Here is a 24,325-nt window from a genome sequence, read left to right as displayed (position 1 = left end):
GCGGGAAGCGCAAAGCCGACAGCCGTCGCACTCCAGGGAGCATCTTCCATGGCCTCGTTGCCGAACCCGTCCCTTTCGTCCGTCTCCGCCGACAGCCGGAACCGAACCGAGACCCTCCGCGACGCCCTCGCCACCCGCGTCGTGGTGGCCGACGGTGCGATGGGCACGATGCTCCAGGCCCAGGACCCCACGCTGGAGGACTTCGAGGGCCTGGAGGGGTGCAACGAGATCCTCAACCTGACCCGCCCCGACATCGTCCGCTCCGTCCACGAGGCGTACTTCTCGGTGGGCGTCGACTGCGTGGAGACGAACACCTTCGGGGCGAACCACGCGGCCATGGCCGAGTACGAGATCGCCGACCGCGTGTACGAGCTGTCCGAGGCGGGCGCCCGCATCGCCCGCGACGTGGCGGACACCTTCGTCGCCGGTGACGGCCGCCCGCGCTGGGTCCTCGGCTCCATGGGCCCCGGCACCAAGCTGCCCACCCTCGGCCACATCGCCTACACCACGATCCGCGACGGCTTCCAGGCCAACGCGGAGGGCCTGCTCGCCGGCGGCGCGGACGCGCTGATCGTGGAGACGACCCAGGACCTGCTGCAGACCAAGGCGTCGGTCCTGGGCGCCCGGCGCGCCATGGAGGCCACCGGCATCGAGGTGCCGCTGCTGTGCTCGATGGCGTTCGAGACGACCGGCACGATGCTGCTCGGCTCGGAGATCGGCGCCGCGCTGACCGCGCTGGAGCCGCTGGGCATCGACATGATCGGCCTGAACTGCTCGACCGGCCCCGCCGAGATGAGCGAGCACCTGCGCTACCTCGCGCGCCACTCCCGCATCCCGCTGCTGTGCATGCCGAACGCGGGCCTGCCGGTCCTCACCAAGGACGGCGCGCACTTCCCGCTCGGCCCCGAGGGCCTGGCCGACGCCCAGGAGAACTTCGTCCGCGACTACGGCCTGTCCCTGGTGGGCGGCTGCTGCGGTACCACCCCCGAGCACCTCAGGCAGGTCGTCCAGCGCGTCCGCGGTGTCACCCCGGAGGCGCGGGATCCGCGTCCGGAGCCGGGGGCGGCGTCGTTGTACCAGTCGGTGCCGTTCCGGCAGGACACCTCCTACCTGGCGATCGGTGAGCGCACGAACGCCAACGGGTCGAAGAAGTTCCGTGAGGCGATGCTGGAGGGCCGCTGGGACGACTGTGTGGAGATGGCGCGCGAGCAGATCCGCGAGGGCGCGCACATGCTGGATCTGTGCGTGGACTACGTGGGCCGTGACGGCGTGGCCGACATGGAGGAGCTGGCGGGCCGTTTCGCGACCGCCTCGACGCTGCCGATCGTGCTGGACTCCACCGAAATCGACGTCCTCAGGGCCGGTTTGGAGAAGCTGGGCGGGCGTGCGGTCATCAACTCCGTCAACTACGAGGACGGTGACGGGCCGGAGTCCCGCTTCGCGAAGGTCACCGGGCTTGCCAGGGAGCACGGTGCCGCGCTGATCGCGCTGACGATCGACGAGGAGGGACAGGCCCGCACGGCCGAGAAGAAGGTGGAGATCGCCGAGCGGCTGATCGCCGACCTGACCGGGAGGTGGGGCATCCGCGAGGACGACATCCTCGTCGACTGCCTGACGTTCACCATCTGTACCGGTCAGGAGGAGTCCCGCAAGGACGGGATCGCGACGATCGAGGCGATCCGTGAGCTGAAGCGGCGCCACCCGGATGTGCAGACCACGCTGGGTCTGTCGAACATCTCCTTCGGTCTGAACCCGGCGGCGCGCATCGTGCTGAACTCGGTCTTCCTGGACGAGTGCGTGAAGGCGGGGCTGGACTCGGCGATCGTGCACGCCTCGAAGATCCTGCCGATCGCGCGGTTCGACGCGGAGCAGGTGGCCACGGCGCTGGATCTGGTCTACGACCGCCGCAGCGAGGGCTACGACCCGTTGCAGAAGCTGATGGCGTTGTTCGAGGGCGCCACCGCCATGTCGCTCAGGGCCGGCAAGGCCGAGGAACTGGCGGCGCTGCCGCTGGAGGAGCGCCTGAAGCGGCGGATCATCGACGGTGAACGCAACGGCCTGGAGCAGGATCTGGACGAGGCGCTCAAGGACCGGCCGGCCCTCGACATCGTCAACGAGACCCTGCTGGACGGCATGAAGGTCGTCGGGGAGCTGTTCGGCTCCGGGCAGATGCAGCTGCCGTTCGTCCTGCAGTCCGCCGAGGTCATGAAGAGCGCGGTCGCCCATCTCGAACCGCACATGGAGAAGTCGGACGAGGCCGGCAAGGGCACCATCGTGCTGGCCACCGTGCGCGGGGACGTCCACGACATCGGCAAGAACCTGGTCGACATCATCCTGTCGAACAACGGCTACAACGTGGTCAACCTCGGTATCAAGCAGCCGGTCTCGGCGATCCTGGAGGCGGCCGACGAACACCGGGCCGACGTCATCGGCATGTCGGGGCTGCTGGTCAAGTCCACGGTGATCATGAAGGAGAACCTGGAGGAACTCAACACCCGCGGCCTTGCCACCGCCTACCCGGTCATCCTCGGCGGCGCCGCCCTCACCCGCGCCTATGTCGAACAGGACCTGCACGAGCTGTACGAGGGCGAAGTGCGCTACGCCCGGGACGCCTTCGAGGGCCTGCGTCTGATGGACACCCTGATGGCGGTCAAGCGCGGCGTACCCGGGGCCAGGCTGCCCGAGCTGAGGCAGCGCCGGGTGCGGGCCGCCACGGTCGAGATCGAGGAGCCGCGGCCGGAGGAGGGCCATGTCCGCTCCGACGTCGCCACCGACAACCCGGTGCCGGAGCCGCCCTTCTGGGGAACCCGCGTCATCAAGGGAATCCAGCTCAAGGAGTACTCCTCCTGGCTGGACGAGGGCGCCCTGTTCAAGGGCCAGTGGGGCCTCAAGCAGGCACGCACGGGTGAGGGACCGGCCTACGAGGAACTGGTCGAGACGGAGGGCCGGCCCCGGCTGCGCGGTCTGCTCGACCGGCTCCAGACGGACAACCTCCTCGAAGCGGCCGTCGTCTACGGCTACTTCCCCTGCGTGTCCAAGGACGACGACCTGATCGTCCTCGACGAGGAGGGCAACGAGCGCACCCGCTTCACCTTCCCGCGCCAGCGCCGCGGCCGCCGGCTGTGCCTGGCCGACTTCTTCCGTCCGGAGGAGTCGGGCGAGACCGACGTCGTGGGCTTCCAGGTCGTCACCGTCGGCACGAAGATCGGCGCGGAGACCGCACGGCTGTTCGAGTCGAACTCCTACCGCGACTACCTCGAACTGCACGGCCTGTCCGTCCAGCTGGCGGAGGCGCTCGCCGAGTACTGGCACGCGCGCGTGCGGTCGGAGCTGGGCTTCGCCGGCGAGGACCCCGCCGACATCGAGGACATGTTCGCCCTCAAGTACCGGGGCGCCCGCTTCTCCCTCGGCTACGGCGCCTGCCCCGACCTGGAGGACCGCGCCAAGATCGCCCGGCTGCTGGAGCCGGAGCGGATCGGCGTCCACCTCTCCGAGGAGTTCCAGCTCCACCCGGAGCAGTCCACGGACGCGATCGTGATCCACCACCCCGAGGCCAAGTACTTCAACGCGCGGTGACGCGCGCGCCCGTACGCCACGGTCCCGCGGCGCCCCGTCGTCGCGGGCGCGGGGGCGCCGCCCGTGGGTGCGCAGGCCGCGACGGCGGACGCGGCTCCTGGGCCCGGCCGGCGCCCGGGCCGCCTCGGTGTGCCGACACGCACCGGCGCATCTCCATCGACAGGCGCATGCTTCACGGGCGTCGTACACTGGTCGGTCCACCGCAGGCCGGTTCCCCGTCAGGGAACCGGCCTGGTCGTCCCTTCAAGGAGGTACGCCTGATGACCACCACGGTTCCCGCGCTCGGAACCCGTACGGCCGAAGGCTCCGCGCTGCAGGCGGTGCTCCTCGACATGGACGGCACCCTGGTCGACACCGAGGGATTCTGGTGGGAGGTCGAGGTCGAGGTCTTCGCCGCCCTCGGGCACACGCTCGACGAGTCGTGGCGGCACGTCGTCGTGGGCGGTCCCATGACGCGCAGCGCGGGCTTCCTGATCGAGGCCACCGGCGCCGACATCGCCTTCGAGGAGCTGAGTGTGCTCCTCAACGACGGGTTCGAGAAGCGCATCGGCCGCAACCTGCCCCTGATGCCGGGTGCCGCACGGCTGTTGGCCGAACTGGCGGCGCACCGGATCCCCACGGCCCTCGTCTCCGCCTCCCACCGGCGCATCATCGACCGCGTCCTGGACTCGATCGGCACCCAGTACTTCGCGCTGACCGTCGCGGGGGACGAGGTCGGGCGCACCAAGCCGTTCCCGGACCCGTATCTGCTCGCGGCCACGGGCCTGGAGGCGCATCCCGCCCGGTGCGCGGTCATCGAGGACACGGCGACCGGCGTCGCCGCCGCCGAGGCCGCCGGCTGCCGGGTGGTCGCCGTACCGTCGGTCGCCCCCATCGCACCGGCGGCCGGCCGAACGGTGGTGGCCTCGCTGGAAGAGGTCGACCTGCCATTTCTGCACGGTGTGATGACGGAAATGCGGTAGGCCCTGCACCGAGCGTGCCGTGGTGAATATATGCATTACCGCGACCTCTCGAACGGAATGAATAAATGCGGGCCTCCTGGTCGAATTCCTGTGCGATGTACATGAGTTGGCGTGTGACGTTCGCCACGCGCAAGGGGCTCGACAGCTGACCCGGCGCGTGCTGGTCGCTCCCGTTGAGGCAGCCCCGGTGTGTCCTTGTGTCCCGATTGGTGAGGCGCTGCACGAATCCTTCCCCGATCCCTCTGCCGGTGCGTCCGCAGCCGGTTCCGCAGCGTGAGGGGGCCTCAACTTCGTCGGCTTTAGCCTCCCTTCAGGTGCGGACTAATCTCGTCGCGAAAACGTCGCCACATTCCCGTGATCCGTTGCAGCGCGATGTTCGCCGGATACACGGACTTCCCAGCTCTGGAGAAACTCGAGCATGAACCGCAAGACCTTGGTGCTGTCGGCCATCGCCGGTCTGCTCACCCCCGCCCTCGCCGCCTGCGGCGGGTCCGGCAGCGGGGGCGGGAGCGGTGACGCCATCGTCGTGGGCACCACCGACCGGTTCACCGCCTCCAGCGACGCACCCGCGCCCCTCGACCCGGCGTACGCGTACGACGTGGGCAGCTGGAACATCCTCCGGCAGACCGTGCAGACGCTGATGGTCCAGCCCCGCGGCGAGGGCGACCCCGTGCCCGAGGCCGCCGAGAGCTGCGCATTCACCGACACCGGCAACGAGCGCTACGCCTGCAAGCTGCGCAGCGACCTGAAGTTCTCCACCGGCGACCCGGTGACCGCGGCCGACGTGAAGTTCTCCATCGACCGGGCCCTCGCCATCAAGTCCGACAGCGAGGTCTGGGCCCTGCTGTCCACCATCGACACCGTCGAGACGCGGGGTGACAACGAAGTCATCTTCCACCTCAAGACCGCGGACGCCACCTTCCCGTTCAAGCTGTCGACGCCGGTCGCCGGTATCGTCAACCCCAAGGACTACGACAAGAAGAAGCTGCGCGACGGCTTCGACATCGACGGCTCGGGCCCCTACACGATGCACGCCGAGGTCAAGGACAACGAGCTCGTCAAGGCGACCTTCACCAAGAACCCCCACTACGACGGGCTGCTGAAGCCCAAGAACGACACGGTGGAACTGGAGTCCTTCAAGGACGCCGACAGCATGGGCGCCGCGCTCGACAAGGGCGACATCGACGTCATGACCCGCACGATGTCGCCGGAGCAGATCCGCAAGCTCCAGAACGCCAACGGCGGCAACGTGAACCTGGTGGAGATGCCGGGCCTGGAGATCCGCTTCCTCGGCTTCAACACCGACGCCCCGTCCGTGAAGAGCAAGGCCGTCCGCCAGGCCATGGCGCAGATCATCGACCGCGCCGCGCTGATCTCCAAGGTGTACGGCACCCAGGCCGAGCCCCTGTACTCCCTCGTCCCGGCCAGCGTCACCGGCCACGCGAACGCCTTCTTCAACAGGTACAGCGAGCCGAGCGTCGCCAAGGCCCGCACCCTGCTGACCAAGGCGGGCATCACCGCTCCGGTGAAGCTGACGCTGCACTACACGACCGACCACTACGGCCCGGCCACCGCCAAGGAGTTCGAGGTGCTGCGCCAGCAGCTCAACGCCAGCGGGCTGTTCGACGTCGACATCGAGGGCACGCCCTGGGACAAGTACCGCAAGGCCGAGCAGAAGGGCCAGTACGACGTCTACGGCATGGGCTGGTTCCCGGACTTCCCGGACGCCGACAACTACCTCGCGCCGTTCCTCGACGCGGACAACACGCTCGGCTCGCCCTACGCCAACAGCGCGATCCGCAACACGCTGATCCCGCAGTCCCGCCGCGAGGCCGACCGGCTGTCCGCCACCAAGAGCCTCGCAAGCATCCAGGACATCGTCGCCAAGGACGTGCCGGTCATCCCGCTGTGGCAGGGCAAGCAGTACGTCGCCACCCGTGACGACATCACGGGCAGCGAGTACGCCATGAACTCCTCCTCCACGCTGCAGCTCTGGGAGCTCAGCCGCGGCGTCGGCAGCTGACCCCCACCCCCGCGCGGGCCCCCGGCATCCCCCCGGGGGCCCCTGCCGTATTCGGGGTACGATCCCGGGGCGCCCACAGGCCCCGGGCCTCGTGGTGTTCGGGGTCACCCAGAACCCGAGACAAGGCACATGCACGTGAACATGCGCACCCCGTGGCCGGTCCTGCCCCTCGCGGCGGGGCTTGCCGCCGGTCTGCTCACCGGATGCGGCACCCAGTCCGGTGACTCCGGAGGAACCGGCTCCTCCGTCGTGATGGGGATGTCCGACGACGTCCTGGCCACCGACCCCGCGTCCGGATACGACCCGGGCTCCTGGCTGCTGTTCAACAACGTCTTCCAGACACTCCTGAACTTCCCCAAGGGCGGCACGGAACCCGAGCCCGAGGCCGCCAGGGAATGCCTGTTCACGGACACCCGGACCCAGGTCTACACCTGCACGCTCCAGGACGGACTGACGTTCAGCAACGGCGACTCGCTCACCTCGGAGGACGTCAAGTTCTCCTTCGACCGGCTGCTGAAGATCAACGACCCCGCCGGCCCCGCGCTCATGTTCCCCATGCTCGACTCGGTCGAGACACCCGACGAGAAGACCGTCGTCTTCAAACTGAAGTACGCCGACGCCACCTTCCCCAGCAAGATAGCCTCCGGCGCCGGCTCGATCGTGGACCACACCCAGTACCCCGCCGACGCCCTGCGCAAGGACGGCAAGGCGGTCGGCTCCGGCCCGTACACCCTGGACTCCTTCGGCAAGGACAAAGCGGTCTTCTCGGTCAACGGCCGCTACAAGGGACCCGCCCACACCCGCAACTCCGGCGTCACCGTGAGGTTCTTCCACGGGGACCAGAAAGCCCTGAAGACCGCCCTGCTCGACAAGCAGATCGACCTCGCCTACCGCGGCCTCGTCGCCGCGGACATCGCCGACGTCGCCGACGACACCGACGTCGGCAAGGACATCAAGGTGGTCGACGGCTCCAGCGCCGAGGTCCAGCACCTCGTGTTCAACATGGACGACCCGGTGGCCGGCAGGCTCGGCGTCCGCAAGGCCATCGCCTACCTCCTCGACCGCGAAGCGCTCGTCGACAAGGTGTACGACAACACCGCGACACCGCTCTACTCGCTCATCCCCGCGGGCATCACCGGCCACAACACGTCCTTCTTCGACACCTACGGCGCCCGCCCCTCCAAGGCCAAGGCCAAGGCCGCCCTGCGGGCCGAGGGCATCACCGGCAAGGTGCGGCTGACCCTGTGGTCGACCCCCTCCCGCTACGGGCCCGCCACCGACGAGGAGTTGCGGACGATCGCCCAGCAACTCAACGACAGCGGGCTGTTCCAGGCCACCGTCAAGTCCGTCCCCTTCGACCGCTACGAGAAGGACATCGCGCAGGGCAGGTACGGCGTCTACGTCAAGGGCTGGGTCCCGGACTACCCGGACCCCGACAACTTCACCGCGCCCTTCTTCGGCAAGGGCAACGTGCTCGACAACCACTACGTCAACCGCACCATCACCAGCGAGCTGATCCCGAAGACGGCCGCCCAGAGCGACCGCGCCTCGACCAACGCCGACTACGGCAGACTCCAGGACATCGTCGCCGGGGACCTGCCCGTCATCCCGGTGTGGCAGGCCAAGCAGTACGCCGTCACCCGCGACGACATCTACGGACTCGAGTACTGCCTCGACCCCGCGGCTGTGTTCCGGTTCTGGGAGATCAGCAAGGGCTGAGCAAGTCCGCACCGGCGGAGGGCCCCTCGGCACGAGGGCGCCCTCCGCGCACGCCGCCCCGCCTACTGCGCCCCCGGGCGCACCAGTCCGCTCTCGTACGCGTACACCGCGGCCTGCACCCTGTCCCGCAGCCCCAGCTTCGTCAGGACATGGCCCACATGGGTCTTCACCGTGGTCTCGCTGACGAAGAGATCCGCGGCGATCTCCGCGTTGGACAGCCCCCGCGCCACCAGCTTCAGCACCTCCACCTCGCGCTCGGTGAGGGTGTGCAGCGTGTCGGGCACCGGCTCCTCCCCGGACGGCAGGTGCCCCGCGTACTTGTCGAGCAGCCGGCGCGTGATGCTCGGCGCGAGCATCGCCTCGCCCGCGGCGACCACCCGGATCGCCTGCACCAGCTCATGGGCCGGAGCGTCCTTGAGGAGGAAGCCGCTGGCACCGGCGCGCAGCGCCTCCACCACGTACTCGTCGAGGTCGAAGGTCGTCAGCACCAGCACCTTGGCCGGGCCGTCCCGGCCGGGCCCGGTGATCTGCCGGGTCGCCTCCACCCCGTCCATCCGCGGCATACGGATGTCCATCAGAACCACATCGGGCTGCAGGGCACGCACCTGGTCGAGCGCCTGGAGGCCGTCCCCGGCCTCACCGACGACCGCGATGTCCTGCTCGGCCTCCAGGATCATCCGGAAGCCCGTACGCAGCAGCGGCTGGTCGTCGACCAGTAGGACGCGGATGGCCACGTCAGTCTCCTTCGCTAGTCCCGCCCCATTCTGCCCTGCTCCCCGCCCCCCGATTCCGGCACCATGACCGGCAGCGGATACGGCGGGGGAGTGCCCCCGAACTCCGGGCACACGGCCTGGTGGTCGCACCAGCCGCACAGCTTCGTGGGACGGGGCCGCCAGTCACCCGTGCGCGTGGCCCGCTGGATCGCCTCCCACAGCGCGAGCAGCTTGCGCTCGACGCGCTCCAGATCCGCCGGGACCGGGTCGTACGTCAGCACATCGCCGCTGCCGAGGTACACCAGCTGCAGCCGCCGCGGGACGACCCCCTTCAGCCGCCACACCACCAGGGCGTAGAACGTCATCTGGAACAGCGCGCCCTCGGCGTACTCGGGCCGGGGCGCCTTGCCCGTCTTGTAGTCGACGATCCGCACCTCGCCCGTGGACGCCACGTCGACCCGGTCGATGATCCCGCGCAGCCTCAGCCCCGACTCCAGCTCCGCCTCCACGAACAGCTCCCGCTCCGCGGGCTCCAGCCGCGTCGGGTCCTCCAGCGCGAACCAGCGCTCGACGAGCCGCTCCGCCTCCCCCAGCCAGCGCGCCAGCCGCTCACCGTCCCGGTCGTCGGCGAACAGCTCCACGACCTCCGGCCTGCTCTCCCGCAGCCGGTCCCACTGACCGGGCACCAGGGACCTGGCGCGCGGCACGGTCCGCTCGGCGGCGGGCACATCGAAGAGCCGCTCCAGCACCGCATGCACCAAAGTGCCCCGCGTCGCCGCCTCACTCGGCTTCTCGGGCAGCCTGTCGATCACCCGGAACCGGTACAGCAGCGGGCACTGCATGAAGTCACCGGCGCGCGAGGGCGACAACGATGCCGGGGGCACGGCGGCCACGGCGGACGGCTCGGCGACGCCGTCGGTGCGGGATTCCATGACCACAGACCATACGGCCCGCCACTGACAGTGACACAACCGCGCCCGGCCCCGGGGACGCGCACGGCGCGGATCCGGGGCCGCCGGCCCCCGCGCCGACGCGACGGAGGGGGCAACGGAACGGGTGCCGAGGCGGAACACGGCACGAGTGGCGCATACCATCGACCACAGACCCTCCCACCCGGCCACGGCCGGGCCGGGGAGACCATCGAACGAGGGGACAGCGTGGACGAGAGCGGCGGGAGCGGACAGCCGCGCTCCGGCAACGACGGGGCGACCGACCGCGAGGCGGCCCCCACGGCACGGACCGCCGGCACCGCACGCCCCGGGGAGGAACGGGACCGCGACGCCGGCCGGCCCGCCCCCGACGGGAACGGGACGGCACCCGGGCAGGAGGCGGGCCCCCCCACGCCCGCCGACACCCCGACGGCACCCGACGACTCCCAGGACACCGCCGCCCGGCCCGCCGCGGCCGACGACGACACGACCGCACCGGGCACCGCGCCCGCGACCCCCACGGCGCCGGCGGCCGCACCCGGCGACCACCCCGCGGCACCCGCCACCGCCGGCCAGGACCCCGCGCCCCGCCCGGACGACCGGGACAGCCCTCCGCGCCCCGCGGGCGACCACACCGAACCGGCCACCGACGCGCGCCCCACGCCCCCCACCGCCCCGGCCCGCACCCTCGCCGACTCCGCCACCACGGGCAAGGGCCGCCCCCCAAGGCGCCCCAAGGAACCCGGCGGCGGCATCCTCATGGGCCGGCCCTTCGGCGTACCCGTCTACGTCGCACCCAGCTGGTTCCTCGTCGCCGCCCTCATCACCTGGGTCTTCGGCGGCCAGCTCGACCGCGTCCTGCCCGGACTCGGCGCCGCCCGCTACCTCGTCTCCCTCTTCTTCGCGGTCGCCTTCTACGCCTCCGTCCTCGTCCACGAACTCGCCCACACCGTCGCCGCCCTCCGCTTCAAGCTGCCGGTGCGCCGCATCCAGCTCCAGTTCTTCGGCGGCGTCTCCGAGATCGAGAAGGAGGCCGAGACCCCCGGCCGCGAATTCGTGCTCGCCTTCGTCGGACCGCTGCTCTCCCTCGTCCTCGCCGGGGCCTTCTACCTCGCCATGCAGCCCGTCGAACCCGGCACCGTCCCCGGCGTCCTGCTGGCCGGCCTGATGATCTCCAACCTCATCGTGGCCGCCTTCAACCTGCTCCCCGGCCTCCCCCTCGACGGCGGCCGCATGCTCCGCGCCGTCGTCTGGAAGATCACCGGCAGGCCGATGAGCGGCACCGTCGCCGCCGCCTGGGTCGGCCGCGCCCTCGCCGTCTCCGTGCTGATCGGCCTGCCCCTGCTCACCCAGTCCGGCGCCCTCGGCTCCACCGCCGAGGACAACGTCGGCATGGACACCGTCACCGACGCCCTGCTCGCCGCCATCCTCGCCGCGATCATCTGGACCGGTGCCGGCAACAGCCTCCGCATGGCCCGCCTGCGCGAACACCTCCCCGAACTGCGCGCCCGCACCCTCACGCGCCGCGCCGTCCCCGTCGAGACCGACACCCCCCTCTCCGAGGCACTGCGCCGCGCCAACGACGTCGGAGCCCGCGCCCTCGTCGTCGTCGACGCCAACGGCCGGCCCCACTCCCTCGTCCGCGAGGCCGCCATCGTCGGCGTACCGGAACACCGCCGCCCCTGGGTACCCGTCAGCGGCCTCGCCCAGGAACTCACCGACGGCATGCGCGTCTCCGCGGAACTCTCCGGCGAGGAACTCCTCGACGCCCTGCGCGCGACCCCCGCCACCGAATACCTCGTCGTCGAGGAGACCGGCGAGATCTACGGCGTCCTGTCCGCCTCGGACGTCGAACGCGCCTTCGTCAAGGCCATGGCCCGCCCCAGCTGACCCACGGCACCAGGCCGCCCGTCCGCCGCCCGTCCGCCGCCCCCCGGGCCGGCCGGCGCATGGTCGGCGGCCCCTCCGGCGACCGGTAGGCTGGTCACATGTCCGAACCGACCGGTGCCGCCCGCCGTCGCGGGCCCTTCAAGGTCGGGGACCAGGTACAGCTGACCGACCCCAAGGGCCGCCACTACACGTTCACACTCGAAGCGGGGAAGAACTTCCACACCCACAAGGGTTCCTTCCCCCACGACGAACTGATCGGCGCTCCCGAGGGCAGCGTTGTCCGCACCACCGGGAACGTCGCCTACCTCGCGCTGCGCCCCCTGCTCCCCGACTACGTCCTGTCCATGCCCCGCGGGGCAGCCGTCGTCTACCCCAAGGACGCGGGGCAGATCCTCGCCTTCGCCGACATCTTCCCCGGCGCCCGCGTCGTGGAAGCCGGCGTCGGCTCCGGGTCGCTCAGCAGCTTCCTGCTGCGCGCCATCGGCGACCAGGGCATGCTGCACAGCTACGAGCGCCGCGCCGACTTCGCCGAGATCGCCCAGGCCAACGTCGAACGCTACTTCGGCGGCCCGCACCCCGCCTGGCAGCTCACCGTCGGCGACCTCCAGGACAACCTGTCCGACACCGACGTCGACCGCGTCATCCTCGACATGCTCGCCCCCTGGGAATGCCTCGAAGCCGTCTCCAAGGCACTCGTCCCCGGCGGCATCCTCTGCTGCTACGTCGCCACCACCACCCAGCTCGCCCGGACCGTCGAGTCCATCCGTGAGATCGGCTGCTTCAACGAGCCGACCGCCTGGGAGACGATGATCCGCAACTGGCACATCGAGGGCCTCGCCGTACGCCCCGACCACCGGATGATCGGCCACACCGGCTTCCTCCTCACCGCCCGCCGCCTCGCCGACGGCGTCGAGCCGCCCATGCGCCGCCGCCGCCCCGCCAAGGGCGCCTACGGCGAGGACTACGCCGGACCCAACGCCGACGGAGGCCACGGCCGCTGAAGCGGCCCCGCACCCCAGGTCAACGCACCAGCGCCGTGGCCGAGTTCCCCCGAACACCCGGGAACTCGGCCACGGCGCTCCTGTGTTGAGGCACCGTCCACGCCCCGAAACCTGACGCACCGCCAGAACCGCGGCCCCGCCGTTCCCTCGGCACTGTGACGTGTGGCACGATGCGGGGCACCCCCACCGGCACAGCCCTCACAGGAGACACCTCCCTCGTGCAGCACCCCGCCGTCCCGGAACTCGCGCACACCGCCACCCGGCCCATCCACTGGGTCGCCACCGCCACCGCCATCTCCGGCGTGATCGCCCTGTCGTCCGTGCTGCAACCGAGCTCCTCCGCGACGGCGGCACAGCCCCACACCGAGACCAAGGCGGCCCCGGCCACTACCGCGCCCCCCGACCCCGCGCGGGCACACTTCCCCCTCGACTGCGGACCCACCAGGCTCCTCGTCCGGAAGAAGGCCACCGGCGACCTCGACGGCGACGGCCGCCCCGAAACCGTCGCCCTCGTCCACTGCGACGCGAGCATGGGCACCCCACCCGACGGCGTCTACGTCCTCACCCAGGCCGCGAGCACCCCCGAGCCCCGCGTGGTGGCCACCCTCGTCGACCCCAAGGACCGCCTCACCGTCACCGACTTCGCCGTCCGCGACGCCGCGGTCACCGCCACCCTCCTCGGCTACTCCTCGCCCGATGTACCGAGTTGCTGCCCCGACGTGAAGACCTCCGCCAAGTGGCAGTGGAAGGGCGGCGTGTTCGTCCGCTCCACACCCCCCGACAGCCGGAGCGTGTGACCACCACGCCGCGCACCCGCCCGGCGACGCGGGCGAACCGAATGTGAGAAACCAGACATTCGTGACAGCGGGTGGTCCTACGATCACGCGGCGTCCGGACCGTGGACCTCCACACTGTCCGAGATCCGACGCACATGAATGCACTCACCCGGGCACTCCCGGGCCGAGGCCACCACATCCGTGAGCACCGGCAACGGCACCGGCGCAGCGGCCCTGACCTGCAAAAGCTCGCCGTCCGAGCCCTTCACGTAGGCCAGCCCGTCGATGTCCAGCTCGAAGACCTCCGGCGCATACTGGACACAGATGCCGTCCCCGGTACACAGATCCTGGTCGATCCACACCTCCAGCGCCCCGTCGCCGGACCCGGCCCCTTGCTGCACGGTCGTCTCCCTGAGTCTCCTGCGCCGGGCCACCGGGAATCCGGCCAGCTCCGACGGGTGTTGAACACCCCGACACTACCCTCGGCCGCTTCCCAATCATGTTCGGTGGGTATTCCCCTGGCGTGAGGGAGAGCGCAAGGGTGAAGATCGGACACACCCCGACAGTCTTTGTGATCTAGGGGTTTCAATCGACACCCGCCCAGGTAGGGTCTGGAAGCGTCCAGCTCCCCTTGGAGGAGGTGAGGACCGTGGCAGCCCACGACGACGACATGAACCGCGGCATCCGCCCGGGACGAGGGTCCGACGACCCTGCCGGGCAGATCGCCTACCTTGAGCAGGAGATCGCCGTCCTGCGACGCAAGCTCGCCGACTCTCCGCGACACACGAGGATTCTCGAAGAGCGGATCGTCGAGTTGCAGACCAACCTGGCCGGCGTGTCCGCGCAGAACGAGCGGCTCGCCAATACGCTCCGTGAGGCCCGCGACCAGATCGTCGCCCTCAAGGAAGAAGTCGACCGGCTCGCACAGCCACCGGCCGGCTTCGGCGTCTTCCTGCAGGCGAACGAGGACGGCACGGCCGACATCTTCACCGGAGGCCGCAAACTCCGCGTGAACGTCAGCCCCGGCGTCGAACTCGACGAGCTCCGGCGCGGCCAGGAAGTGATGCTCAACGAAGCGCTCAACGTGGTCGAGGCCATGGAGTTCGAGCGCGTCGGTGACATCGTCACCCTCAAGGAGATCCTGGAGGACGGCGAGCGCGCCCTCGTGCTCGGGCACACCGACGAGGAACGGGTGGTACGGCTCGCCGAGCCGCTGCTGGACGTCACCATCCGACCCGGCGACGCCCTCCTGCTCGAACCACGCTCCGGCTACGTCTACGAGGTCGTGCCCAAGAGCGAGGTCGAGGAACTCGTCCTCGAAGAGGTACCGGACATCGGCTACGAGCAGATCGGCGGCCTCGGCAACCAGATCGAGGCCATCCGCGACGCCGTCGAGCTCCCCTACCTCTACCCCGACCTGTTCAAGGAGCACGAACTGCGGCCGCCCAAGGGCGTCCTGCTGTACGGGCCCCCCGGATGCGGCAAGACGCTCATCGCCAAGGCCGTCGCGAACTCCCTCGCCAAGAAGGTCGCCGAGGTGACCGGCCAGGCCGCCGGCAAGAGCTTCTTCCTCAACATCAAGGGCCCCGAGCTCCTGAACAAATACGTCGGCGAGACCGAGCGGCAGATCCGCCTCGTCTTCCAGCGCGCCCGCGAGAAGGCCAGCGAGGGCACCCCCGTCATCGTCTTCTTCGACGAGATGGAATCCCTCTTCCGCACCCGCGGCTCCGGCGTCAGCTCGGACGTGGAGAACACCATCGTCCCCCAGCTGCTCGCCGAGATCGACGGCGTGGAGGGCCTGGAGAACGTCGTGGTCATCGGCGCCTCCAACCGCGAGGACATGATCGACCCCGCGATCCTGCGCCCCGGCCGGCTCGACGTGAAGATCAAGATCGAGCGTCCGGACGCCGAAGCGGCCAAGGACATCTTCGGGAAGTACCTCACCGAGAACCTCCCCCTGCACGCCGACGACGTCAGCGAGCACGGAGGCGACAAGGCGATCACCGTCCAGGGCATGATCCAGACCGCCGTGGAACAGATGTACGCCGAATCCGACGAGAACCGCTTCCTCGAGGTCACCTACGCCAACGGCGACAAGGAAGTCCTCTACTTCAAGGACTTCAACTCCGGCGCCATGATCGAAAACATCGTCGGCCGCGCCAAGAAAATGGCGATCAAGGACTTCCTCGAACACAGCCAGAAAGGCCTCAGGGTCTCCCACCTCCTCCAGGCATGCGTGGACGAGTTCAAGGAGAACGAGGACCTGCCCAACACCACCAACCCCGACGACTGGGCCCGCATCTCCGGAAAGAAGGGCGAACGGATCGTCTACATCCGCACCCTCATCACCGGAAAGCAGGGCGCGGACACCGGACGCTCCATCGACACGGTGGCGAACACCGGCCAGTACCTGTAAGGGCACGGCGGCTGCGGGTGCCCACCACGGGCACCCGCAGCCGCCTGTTTTCAGGCCACGGCTGGAGCAAGGCAATGACGCAAATGATCTCCCCACCAGCGCAAAGGCGTTCTAGGCTCTTTCGTACCGCCGCGTCGCGCCGTGCGGGGACGGGCACCGCACGCGCACCGGAGCACCAGCGGTACTTGAGCGCCGCCCCCGACCGAGGGCGCCGCCTGGCAAGGAGGGCCGCATGACCGTACGGCGAGTAATGGGCATCGAGACGGAGTACGGCATCTCCGTCCCCGGCCACCCCAACGCCAATGCCATGCTCACCTCATCCCAGATCGTCAACGCCTACGCGGCGGCGATGCACCGGGCCCGCCGGGCCCGCTGGGACTTCGAGGAGGAGAACCCGCTGCGGGACGCCCGAGGCTTCGACCTCGCCCGCGAGGCCGCCGACGCCAGCCAGCTCACCGACGAGGACATCGGCCTCGCCAACGTGATCCTCACCAACGGCGCACGGCTCTACGTCGACCACGCACACCCCGAATACAGCGCGCCCGAAGTCACCAACCCCCGCGACGCCGTCCTCTGGGACAAGGCCGGCGAGCGGATCATGGCGGAGGCGGCGGAACGAGCCGCCCAGCTCCCCGGCGCCCAGCCGATCCACCTCTACAAGAACAACACCGACAACAAGGGCGCCTCCTACGGCACGCACGAGAACTACCTGATGAGGCGGGAAACCCCCTTCTCCGACATCGTGCGCCACCTCACGCCCTTCTTCGTCTCCCGCCAGGTCTTCGCCGGAGCGGGCCGCGTCGGCATCGGCCAGGACGGACACGAACACGGCTTCCAGCTCAGCCAGCGCGCCGACTACTTCGAGGTCGAGGTCGGCCTGGAGACCACGCTCAAGCGCCCCATCATCAACACCCGGGACGAGCCGCACGCAGACGCCGAGAAATACCGCCGCCTGCACGTGATCATCGGCGACGCCAACCTCTCCGAGATCTCCACCTACCTCAAACTGGGGACGACCGCCCTCGTCCTCTCCATGATCGAGGACGGCTTCATCGCCGTCGACCTGGCCGTCGACCAGCCCGTACGCACCCTCCACCAGGTCTCCCACGACCCCACCCTCAAGCGCCTGGTCACCCTCCGCAGCGGCCGCACGCTCACCGCCGTCCAGCTCCAGATGGAGTACTACGAGCTGTCGCGCAAATACGTGGAGGAGCGCTTCGGCTCCGACGCCGACGAGCAGACCAAGGACGTCCTCGCCCGCTGGGAGGACACCCTCAACCGCCTCGAGAACGACCCCATGAGCCTCGCCGGAGAACTCGACTGGGTCGCCAAACGCGAGCTCATGGAGGGCTACCGCCGCCGGGACGGCCTCGACTGGGACGCCGCCCGCCTCCACCTCGTCGACCTCCAGTACGCCGACGTACGCCCCGAGAAGGGCCTGTACAACCGTCTCGTGGCCCGCGGACGCATCAAGCGGCTTCTGGACGAGGCCGACGTCGAGAAGGCCCGCACAAGCCCGCCTGAGGACACTCGTGCCTACTTCCGCGGCCGCTGCCTGGAGCAGTACGCGGACGACGTCGCGGCGGCCTCCTGGGACTCGGTGATCTTCGACCTGCCCGGCCGGGACTCGCTCCAGCGCGTGCCAACCCTGGAACCGCTTCGCGGAACGCGTAATCACGTCAAGGAGCTCCTCGACCGCTGCCGCACGGCGGAAGACCTGGTCAGGGTCCTGTCCGGGGGCTGAACGGATACCCGGGGCCGGTACCGGCCGGACGGGGTGTAAAACCCCGCGGCCGGGAATCATGGAGGTGGCCCCCGAACGTTGGAAGAACTGCGGGGCCGATGTCGGACCCGGCTTGTAGGGTCTGATCATCACCGATCGGCATGAATGCCGACCATGTCGGGCGAACTGAGCGGGGTGAGGGTTATGGCGACCAAGGACACCGGCGGCGGGCAGCAGAAGGCGACGCGCTCCACGGAGGAGGTCGAGGAGCAGACGCAGGACGCGCAGGCCTCCGAGGACCTCAAGGAGCGGCACGAGAAGCTGAGCGATGACGTGGACTCGGTTCTGGACGAGATCGACGATGTACTCGAGGAGAATGCCGAGGATTTCGTGAGGTCATTTGTTCAAAAAGGTGGGGAATGATAGCGGATGTCCGATTTGGGTGTCGAGAAGAAATGCTCGGCATGCAAGCGGATTCTCCCCACTGGCGCATTCGCGGCGAATCGGTCGAAGCTCGACGGGCTTCAGGATCGTTGCCGCGAATGCGGGGCAGAGGCGTACAGGCGCGGACGTGAGGCCCAGGGCAAGAAGGTGCGTCGAGGAGACGTGCCCGAGGGGCACAAGCACTGCCTGGGATGCGACGAGGTCAAGCCCTGGAGCGAGTGGCATCGGAACGCGACCGCCTCTGATGGGTTGTCCACGCGCTGTAAGGCGTGCAGAGCCGCACAGGGGCGCTCCGACTACTTGAAGCGCCGATACGGCATCACCGAAGCTGAGCGCGATGAGTTGATCGCCTCTCAAGGGGGTGTCTGCTGCGTATGCCTATCCGCCCCTGCAGCGCATGTGGATCACTGCCATGAGACGGGTAGGGTCCGTGGCGTACTGTGCTTCAGCTGCAATGCCGCACTGGGGCAGTTCAAGGATCGGCCCGACGTCATAAGGCGGGCTGCGACATACGTGGAAGGAAACGCGTGGAAGCCAACCCTCGTAGCACCGGGCGTCTACCAGCTGCCTTCCTGACGCCTGGGTCCTCGTCCTTCATGGACTTCCTCGCCGAGCACCAGCCCGAGTTGCTGCCCGGCAAGCGGCAGCTGCCGCCCACCCAGGGCGTGATCGAGGCCCCGCACGGCACCACGATCGTGGCCACGACGTTCCCGGGGGGCGTCGTGCTGGCCGGTGACCGGCGGGCGACCATGGGCAATGTGATCGCGCAGCGGGACATCGAGAAGGTGTTCCCGGCGGACGAGTACTCGGCGGTCGGCATCGCCGGCACGGCGGGTCTGGCCGTGGAGATGGTGAAGCTGTTCCAGCTGGAGCTGGAGCACTTCGAGAAGGTCGAGGGCGCCCAGCTGTCCCTGGAGGGCAAGGCGAACCGCCTGTCGACCATGATCCGTTCCAACCTGGGCATGGCCATGCAGGGCCTGGCCGTGGTCCCGCTCTTCGCAGGCTACGACCTGGACCGCGGGAAGGGCCGTATCTTCTCCTATGACGTGACGGGCGGCCGCTCCGAGGAGCATGGCTTCGCGGCGACGGGTTCCGGCTCGATCTTCGCGCGTGGCGCCATGAAGAAGCTCTTCCGTGAGGACCTGACCGAGGAGCAGGCCACGACGCTGGTGGTGCAGGCCCTGTATGACGCGGCAGACGACGACTCGGCGACCGGCGGTCCCGATGTCGCCCGCCGGATCTATCCGATCGTCACGGTGATCACCGAGGACGGCTTCCGCCGGCTGACGGACGACGAGTCCTCCGGGATCGCCCGCTCGGTGCTGGAGCGGCGCCTGGAGCAGCCCGACGGCCCGCGGGCCGCGCTGCTCTGAGGGCGGCGGCGTTGTTGTCAGGGTGATCCAGTGACTACGACAGAAAGGGACGGATAACCGGTGTCGACGCCGTTCTATGTCTCCCCCCAGCAGGCCATGGCCGACCGGGCGGAGTACGCCCGCAAGGGCATCGCGCGCGGCCGCAGTCTGGTCGTGCTGCAGTACGCCGACGGCATCGTCTTCGTCGGCGAGAACCCGTCCCGTGCGCTGCACAAGTTCAGCGAGATCTATGACCGGATCGGCTTCGCGGCCGCCGGCAAGTACAACGAGTACGAGAATCTGCGGATCGGTGGTGTGCGCTACGCCGATCTGCGGGGTTACACCTACGACCGTGACGATGTGACGGCCCGTGGTCTGGCGAACGTGTACGCGCAGACGCTGGGCACGATCTTCTCCAGTGCGGCCGAGAAGCCGTACGAGGTGGAGCTGGTGGTCGCCGAGGTGGGGGAGACCCCGGAGGGCGACCAGATCTACCGTCTGCCGCACGACGGGTCGATCGTGGACGAGCACGGTTCGGTCGCGGTGGGTGGCAATGCGGAGCAGATCGGCAGTTTTCTGGATCAGCGGCACCGGGACGGGATGTCGCTGGCCGAGGCGCTGAAGCTGGCGGTGCAGGCGCTGTCGCGTGACACGAACGGCAGTGAGCGGGAGATCCCGGCCGAGCGCCTGGAGGTGGCGGTTCTGGACCGTACGCGTCCGCAGAAGCGCAAGTTCAAGCGGATCGTGGGTCGTCAGTTGTCGCGTCTGCTGGAGGCGGACGGTGCGGTCACCGCTTCGGAGGCGGAGGCCGCGGCCGAGGCGGAGGCCGAGTCCTCCGAGGGTGAGGAGTGATGATCCGCGCCGCTGTGTGAGGAGTGTGCCGCCGCACCGGTATGTCGCCGCGCGTCCCGCCGTTCTCGGCCGGGGCGCGCGGCGTTTCGTGGGGTGTGCGGGGGTGTCAGGGGCCGGGTGGCGGGGCGGTGGAGCCGCGGACGATCAGTTCGACGGGGATGTCGCCCTGGTGGGGGGTGTGGCCGTCCAGGACGGCGAGGAGCGCTTGCATGCCGCGTTCGCCGAAGAGCTCCGCGTCGAGGCGGACGGTGGTGAGTTCGGGGTCGAGGGCGGTGGCGAGGGCCAGGTCGTCGAGGCCGGTGACGGAGAGGTCGTCGGGGATGCGCAGGCCGAGGCGCCGGGCGGCCTTGTAGGCGCCGGCCGCGAGTTTGTCGTCGTCGCAGACGAGGGCGGTGGGGCGGGGGCCGGGGGCGGCGAGGGCGGCTTCGGCGGCGGCGAGGGCGGCGTCGATGGAGATGGCTGCGTGTGTGGTGCGCAGGGTGGCGTCCGGGACGGTGGCGAGGCGTGCGGCCAGTTCGTGTGCGCGGATCCGGAAGGTCCAGGAGGGGATGTCGGCGGCGAGGTGGAGGAAGCGGCGGTGGCCGAGGGTGAGCAGGTGTTCGGCCACCTGGCGTACGCCGTCGCCGATGTCGAGGTTGACGGTTGCGGCGCCGAGGCTGCCGTCGGGGTCGCTGTCCAGCATGACGAGGGGGAGTTGGTCGCCGCGGATCGCGGTGAGGGCGTCGGCGGCCATGGAGGAGGCGATGACGCCGTCGAGTGCGGCCTGCGCGGAGTGGAAGGGGTCGCGGGCGGGGCCGACGCCTTCGGGTGAGGGGTAGAGGACGATGCCGAAGCCGTGCCGTGCGGCGATCCGTGCGGCGCCGGTGTAGACGCCGGCGAAGAATTCGGTGGTGAGTGCGGGGACGACGAGGAGCACGGTGCGGGTGCGGCCGAGGCGGAGGTTGCGTGCGGCGAGGTTGGGCCGGTAGCCGAGGTCGCGTGCGGCGGCCCGGACGCGTTCGGCGGTGGTTTCGGAGACGCGGCCGCGCCATTTGCCGCCGAGGACGAGTGAGACGGCGGCCTGGGAGACTCCGGCGGCGTGGGCGACGTCGCGGCTGGTGGGTCGCGTGCTCCCGTGTGCCACCGGTGACCTGCTCTTTCGTCTGGACTCGTGGTCAGCGCTCATGGTACGTATGGCGGGTGGCGTTATACGTACAACCTCGTACCTTGCCGTGAGAAGGGTGGGCCATGGCCGCGGGATACCTGGAGATCCTCAGGGCGAGGCATGCCGCGCGTCTGCTCGCCGGGACGCTGGTGGGCCGGCTGCCGAACGCGACCGCGGCGATCGCGGTGGTGCTGTTCGTGCGCGCCGAGGGGGGCACCTACAGTCTCGCCGGGGCGCTCGCCGCGGTGTACGGGGTGGCCAACGCCGTGGGGCAGCCGGTGCTGGGCCGGCTCGTGGACCTGTACGGCCAGCCGCGGGTCCAGCTGCCGGCCGCTCTTGTGTCCGCCCTGGCCATGACGGTGTTCGCCCTGACGGGTGTCGAGCCGTCCGTCGTGGCGTATGCGGCCATGGCGGTCGCGGGGCTGTTCACGCCGCCCCTGGAGGGCGGTCTGCGGGCGCTGTGGCCCTGCGTGCTGCGGCGGGAGGAGCAGGTGCACACGGCGTACGCGATGGACGCGGTGGCGCAGGAGGTGATGTTCACCGTGGGGCCGCTGCTGGTGACCATGTGCGTGTCGCTGTGGTCGGCGGAGGCGGCCCTGGTGGTGCTGAGCGTCGTCGGTGTGCTGGGGGCGCTGTCCGTGGTGGTGTCGCCGCCGTCGCGGGCGTGGCGTTCGGCGCCGCGTGAGGCGCACTGGCTCGGTGCCCTGCGTTCGCCGGGGCTGCTGGCTCTGCTGGGGGCGTTCCTGTTCGTCGGGGTGGCGCTGGGCTCGATCACGGTGGCGGCGCTGTCGTACGCGGACGGGCACGGCGGTGACGCGGTGTACGGCCGGCTGATGGCGGCTCTGGGGCTGGGGGCGCTGGTCGGGGGCGCGCTGTACGGGGCGCGGCGGTGGTCCGGTGCGCCGGAGCGGCGGTTGCGGGTGCTGGTGGGGTGTCTGGCGCTGAGCTATCTGCCGCTGATGCTGCTGCCGGGCGCGCCGGCGATGACGGCGCTGACGGGGCTCGCGGGGGTGTTCCTGGCGCCGTGCATCGCCTGCGCCTTCGTCATCGTGGACCGGCACGCGCCGAGGGGGACGGTCACGGAGGCGTTCTCCTGGCTGGTGACGACGTTCACCGTGGGCGCGTCGGCCGGGACGGCGCTCACGGGGCCGGTGGTGCAGGGGGGCGGGGCCCTGTGGGGCTTCGCGGTGCCGGGTGCCGCGGGAGGGGCGTCCCTGCTGGTGCTGGTGGCCACGGGGCGGTTCCTCGCAGCTCCCGCCGGGGGCGGGGTGGTTGCGGCTTCACCGGAAAATGATCCAAACCGTGCCGTCGAACCCCGTTTCAGGTCGGGGGATCGGGCGTAATGTTCAGTCATGGACCGCCGCATTTTCGGGCTGGAGAACGAGTACGGCGTCACGTGCACGTTCAGGGGACAGCGCCGTCTGTCGCCTGACGAGGTGGCGCGGTACCTCTTCCGCCGTGTCGTGTCATGGGGCCGTAGCAGCAATGTGTTTCTGCGCAACGGCGCCCGCCTCTATCTCGACGTGGGCTCGCATCCGGAATATGCGACACCCGAGTGTGACAATGTGATCGAACTGGTCACCCACGACAAGGCCGGCGAGCGCATTCTGGAAGGACTGCTGGTCGACGCGGAACGCCGCCTGCACGAGGAGGGAATCGCGGGTGACGTCTACCTCTTCAAGAACAACACCGACTCGGCGGGCAACTCCTACGGCTGCCACGAGAACTACCTGGTGGCGCGCCACGGCGAGTTCTCGCGGCTCGCGGACATCCTGATCCCGTTCCTGGTCACGCGGCAGCTGCTGTGCGGCGCCGGCAAGGTGCTGCAGACCCCGCGGGGCGCGGTGTACTGCGTGAGCCAGCGGGCCGAGCACATCTGGGAGGGCGTCAGCTCGGCGACCACCCGCTCCCGGCCGATCATCAACACACGCGACGAGCCGCACGCGGACGCCGAGCGCTACCGCCGTCTGCACGTCATCGTCGGCGACTCGAACATGTCCGAGACGACCATGCTGCTCAAGGTGGGCGCCACGGACCTGGTGCTGCGCATGATCGAGGCGGGCACGGTGATGCGCGACCTCACCCTGGAGAACCCGATCCGGGCGATCCGGGAGGTGAGCCACGACATCACGGGCCGTCGCAAGGTGCGTCTGGCCAGTGGTCGCGAGGCATCGGCCCTGGAGGTGCAGCGCGAGTACTACGAGAAGGCCGTGGACTTCTGCGAGCGCCGCGGCATCCGCACCGGGACCGTCGAGCAGGTCCTGGAGCTGTGGGGCCGCACGCTGGACGCGATCGAGACCGAGGACCTGGACCGGATCGGTACCGAGATCGACTGGGTGATGAAGTACAAGCTCATCGAGCGGTACCGCGCCAAGCACAACATGACGATGTCGCACCCCCGGGTCGCCCAGATAGACCTCGCCTACCACGACATCCACCGGCGCCGCGGCCTGTACTACCTGCTGGAGAAGAAGGGGCAAGCCGCCCGGATCTGCAACGACTTGAAGATCTTCGAGGGCAAGTCGGTCCCTCCGCAGACCACTCGGGCCCGGCTGCGCGGCGACTTCATCCGGCGTGCGCAGGAGCAGCGCCGTGATTTCACGGTCGACTGGGTGCATCTCAAGCTCAATGACCAGGCGCAGCGGACCGTGTTGTGCAAGGACCCGTTCCGTTCGGTCGACGACCGGGTGGAGAAGCTGATCGCCGGAATGTGAGCCGTGCGTTCCGGTGGTGTGCCGCCGGAACGCAACGCGGGCGCCGTACGTTTGCCGTACGGCGCCCTTCTCACGCCGTAGAGTTGCGCGC

Annotated in this window: 19 protein-coding genes; 15 read left to right on the top strand and 4 right to left on the bottom strand. The window is 69.7% G+C overall.

From position 1 onward, the window contains the following. Window positions 1–48 precede the first annotated feature (48 nt). The 4 genes from metH to ACZ79I_RS07140 all read left to right on the top strand — a co-directional run bounded on the left by metH (window position 49) and on the right by ACZ79I_RS07140 (window position 8,280). A complete protein-coding gene (gene metH, locus ACZ79I_RS07155; RefSeq protein ID WP_471495199.1) occupies window positions 49–3,576 on the top strand; it encodes a methionine synthase in 3,528 nt (1,175 codons plus the stop codon). Between the two features lie 260 nt (window positions 3,577–3,836). Then, entirely contained in the window at window positions 3,837–4,538 is a 702-nt protein-coding gene (locus tag ACZ79I_RS07150; protein ID WP_471495197.1) for an HAD family hydrolase, read from the top strand. A gap of 418 nt (window positions 4,539–4,956) precedes the next feature. Further along, on the top strand, window positions 4,957–6,561 hold the full coding sequence (locus ACZ79I_RS07145) for an ABC transporter substrate-binding protein (RefSeq protein ID WP_471495195.1): 1,605 nt from the start codon (window positions 4,957–4,959) through the stop codon (window positions 6,559–6,561). 135 nt (window positions 6,562–6,696) lie between these two features. Beyond that, window positions 6,697–8,280, top strand: a complete 1,584-nt coding sequence (locus tag ACZ79I_RS07140) for an ABC transporter substrate-binding protein (protein WP_471504801.1) — start codon at window positions 6,697–6,699, stop codon at window positions 8,278–8,280. A gap of 62 nt (window positions 8,281–8,342) precedes the next feature. Here ACZ79I_RS07140 and ACZ79I_RS07135 read toward each other — a convergent pair whose 3' ends face one another. Continuing rightward, on the bottom strand, window positions 8,343–9,014 hold the full coding sequence (locus ACZ79I_RS07135) for a response regulator (RefSeq protein ID WP_381079700.1): 672 nt from the start codon (window positions 9,012–9,014) through the stop codon (window positions 8,343–8,345). A gap of 14 nt (window positions 9,015–9,028) precedes the next feature. Further along, window positions 9,029–9,925 carry a RecB family exonuclease gene (locus ACZ79I_RS07130; protein WP_471495193.1) on the bottom strand — a complete coding sequence of 299 codons (897 nt, stop codon included), beginning with the start codon at window positions 9,923–9,925 and terminating at the stop codon, window positions 9,029–9,031. A gap of 225 nt (window positions 9,926–10,150) precedes the next feature. On the opposite strand from ACZ79I_RS07130, the gene ACZ79I_RS07125 reads away from it, so the two are divergent. The 3 genes from ACZ79I_RS07125 to ACZ79I_RS07115 all read left to right on the top strand — a co-directional run bounded on the left by ACZ79I_RS07125 (window position 10,151) and on the right by ACZ79I_RS07115 (window position 13,610). Beyond that, the gene (locus tag ACZ79I_RS07125; protein ID WP_471495191.1) at window positions 10,151–11,812 is read left to right on the top strand and encodes a site-2 protease family protein; all 1,662 of its coding nucleotides are present in this window, start codon (window positions 10,151–10,153) and stop codon (window positions 11,810–11,812) included. Between the two features lie 98 nt (window positions 11,813–11,910). Further along, a complete protein-coding gene (locus ACZ79I_RS07120) occupies window positions 11,911–12,813 on the top strand; it encodes a tRNA (adenine-N1)-methyltransferase (protein WP_381079706.1) in 903 nt (300 codons plus the stop codon). Between the two features lie 218 nt (window positions 12,814–13,031). Continuing rightward, window positions 13,032–13,610, top strand: coding sequence for a hypothetical protein (locus tag ACZ79I_RS07115; RefSeq protein ID WP_471495189.1), 579 nt, complete (start codon window positions 13,032–13,034; stop codon window positions 13,608–13,610). Between the two features lie 83 nt (window positions 13,611–13,693). Here ACZ79I_RS07115 and ACZ79I_RS07110 read toward each other — a convergent pair whose 3' ends face one another. Continuing rightward, window positions 13,694–13,990, bottom strand: coding sequence for a ferredoxin (locus ACZ79I_RS07110; RefSeq protein WP_471495187.1), 297 nt, complete (start codon window positions 13,988–13,990; stop codon window positions 13,694–13,696). A 248-nt stretch (window positions 13,991–14,238) separates the two neighbouring features. Here ACZ79I_RS07110 and arc point away from each other — a divergent pair, with 248 nt between their 5' ends. The 6 genes from arc to prcA all read left to right on the top strand — a co-directional run bounded on the left by arc (window position 14,239) and on the right by prcA (window position 20,376). Then, window positions 14,239–16,005, top strand: coding sequence for a proteasome ATPase (arc, locus tag ACZ79I_RS07105; RefSeq protein WP_471495185.1), 1,767 nt, complete (start codon window positions 14,239–14,241; stop codon window positions 16,003–16,005). Between the two features lie 232 nt (window positions 16,006–16,237). Then, the gene (gene dop, locus ACZ79I_RS07100; protein WP_471495183.1) at window positions 16,238–17,749 is read left to right on the top strand and encodes a depupylase/deamidase Dop; all 1,512 of its coding nucleotides are present in this window, start codon (window positions 16,238–16,240) and stop codon (window positions 17,747–17,749) included. Between the two features lie 183 nt (window positions 17,750–17,932). After that, entirely contained in the window at window positions 17,933–18,151 is a 219-nt protein-coding gene (locus ACZ79I_RS07095) for a ubiquitin-like protein Pup (protein WP_319151554.1), read from the top strand. Window positions 18,152–18,157: 6 nt separating this feature from the next. Next, window positions 18,158–18,748: an endonuclease VII domain-containing protein gene (locus tag ACZ79I_RS07090; protein ID WP_471495180.1), complete on the top strand. Its 591-nt coding sequence runs from the start codon at window positions 18,158–18,160 to the stop codon at window positions 18,746–18,748. Next, window positions 18,700–19,545, top strand: a complete 846-nt coding sequence (gene prcB / locus ACZ79I_RS07085; protein WP_471495178.1) for a proteasome subunit beta — start codon at window positions 18,700–18,702, stop codon at window positions 19,543–19,545. Before ACZ79I_RS07090 ends, prcB begins: the two co-directional genes overlap by 49 nt. 60 nt (window positions 19,546–19,605) lie before the next feature. Next, window positions 19,606–20,376, top strand: coding sequence for a proteasome subunit alpha (gene prcA, locus ACZ79I_RS07080; RefSeq protein WP_471495176.1), 771 nt, complete (start codon window positions 19,606–19,608; stop codon window positions 20,374–20,376). Between the two features lie 106 nt (window positions 20,377–20,482). Here prcA and ACZ79I_RS07075 read toward each other — a convergent pair whose 3' ends face one another. After that, entirely contained in the window at window positions 20,483–21,499 is a 1,017-nt protein-coding gene (locus ACZ79I_RS07075) for a LacI family DNA-binding transcriptional regulator (RefSeq protein WP_471504799.1), read from the bottom strand. Between the two features lie 104 nt (window positions 21,500–21,603). On the opposite strand from ACZ79I_RS07075, the gene ACZ79I_RS07070 reads away from it, so the two are divergent. Continuing rightward, window positions 21,604–22,863 carry an MFS transporter gene (locus ACZ79I_RS07070; protein ID WP_471495174.1) on the top strand — a complete coding sequence of 420 codons (1,260 nt, stop codon included), beginning with the start codon at window positions 21,604–21,606 and terminating at the stop codon, window positions 22,861–22,863. Window positions 22,864–22,872: 9 nt separating this feature from the next. Further along, complete coding sequence (pafA, locus tag ACZ79I_RS07065) at window positions 22,873–24,234, top strand: Pup--protein ligase (protein WP_381079727.1); 1,362 nt, start codon at window positions 22,873–22,875, stop codon at window positions 24,232–24,234. The last annotated feature ends 91 nt before the right edge of the window (window positions 24,235–24,325 follow it).

This window comes from Streptomyces sp. PSU-S4-23 (assembly GCF_055632315.1).
Note: the sequence above shows the minus strand (reverse complement) of the source record. Positions and strands in the feature narration are given on the sequence as shown.

What these genes read in the sequence shown, in the direction of transcription:
- metH (WP_471495199.1), top strand. Translation starts at nt 49, where the DNA reads ATGGCCTCGTTGCCGAACCCGTCCCTTTCGTCCGTCTCCGCCGACAGC.
- ACZ79I_RS07150 (WP_471495197.1), top strand. Translation starts at nt 3,837, where the DNA reads ATGACCACCACGGTTCCCGCGCTCGGAACCCGTACGGCCGAAGGCTCC.
- ACZ79I_RS07145 (WP_471495195.1), top strand. Translation starts at nt 4,957, where the DNA reads ATGAACCGCAAGACCTTGGTGCTGTCGGCCATCGCCGGTCTGCTCACC.
- ACZ79I_RS07130 (WP_471495193.1), bottom strand. Translation starts at nt 9,925, where the DNA reads ATGGAATCCCGCACCGACGGCGTCGCCGAGCCGTCCGCCGTGGCCGCC.
- ACZ79I_RS07120 (WP_381079706.1), top strand. Translation starts at nt 11,911, where the DNA reads ATGTCCGAACCGACCGGTGCCGCCCGCCGTCGCGGGCCCTTCAAGGTC.
- dop (WP_471495183.1), top strand. Translation starts at nt 16,238, where the DNA reads ATGACCGTACGGCGAGTAATGGGCATCGAGACGGAGTACGGCATCTCC.
- ACZ79I_RS07095 (WP_319151554.1), top strand. Translation starts at nt 17,933, where the DNA reads ATGGCGACCAAGGACACCGGCGGCGGGCAGCAGAAGGCGACGCGCTCC.
- ACZ79I_RS07090 (WP_471495180.1), top strand. Translation starts at nt 18,158, where the DNA reads ATGTCCGATTTGGGTGTCGAGAAGAAATGCTCGGCATGCAAGCGGATT.
- ACZ79I_RS07070 (WP_471495174.1), top strand. Translation starts at nt 21,604, where the DNA reads ATGGCCGCGGGATACCTGGAGATCCTCAGGGCGAGGCATGCCGCGCGT.
- pafA (WP_381079727.1), top strand. Translation starts at nt 22,873, where the DNA reads ATGGACCGCCGCATTTTCGGGCTGGAGAACGAGTACGGCGTCACGTGC.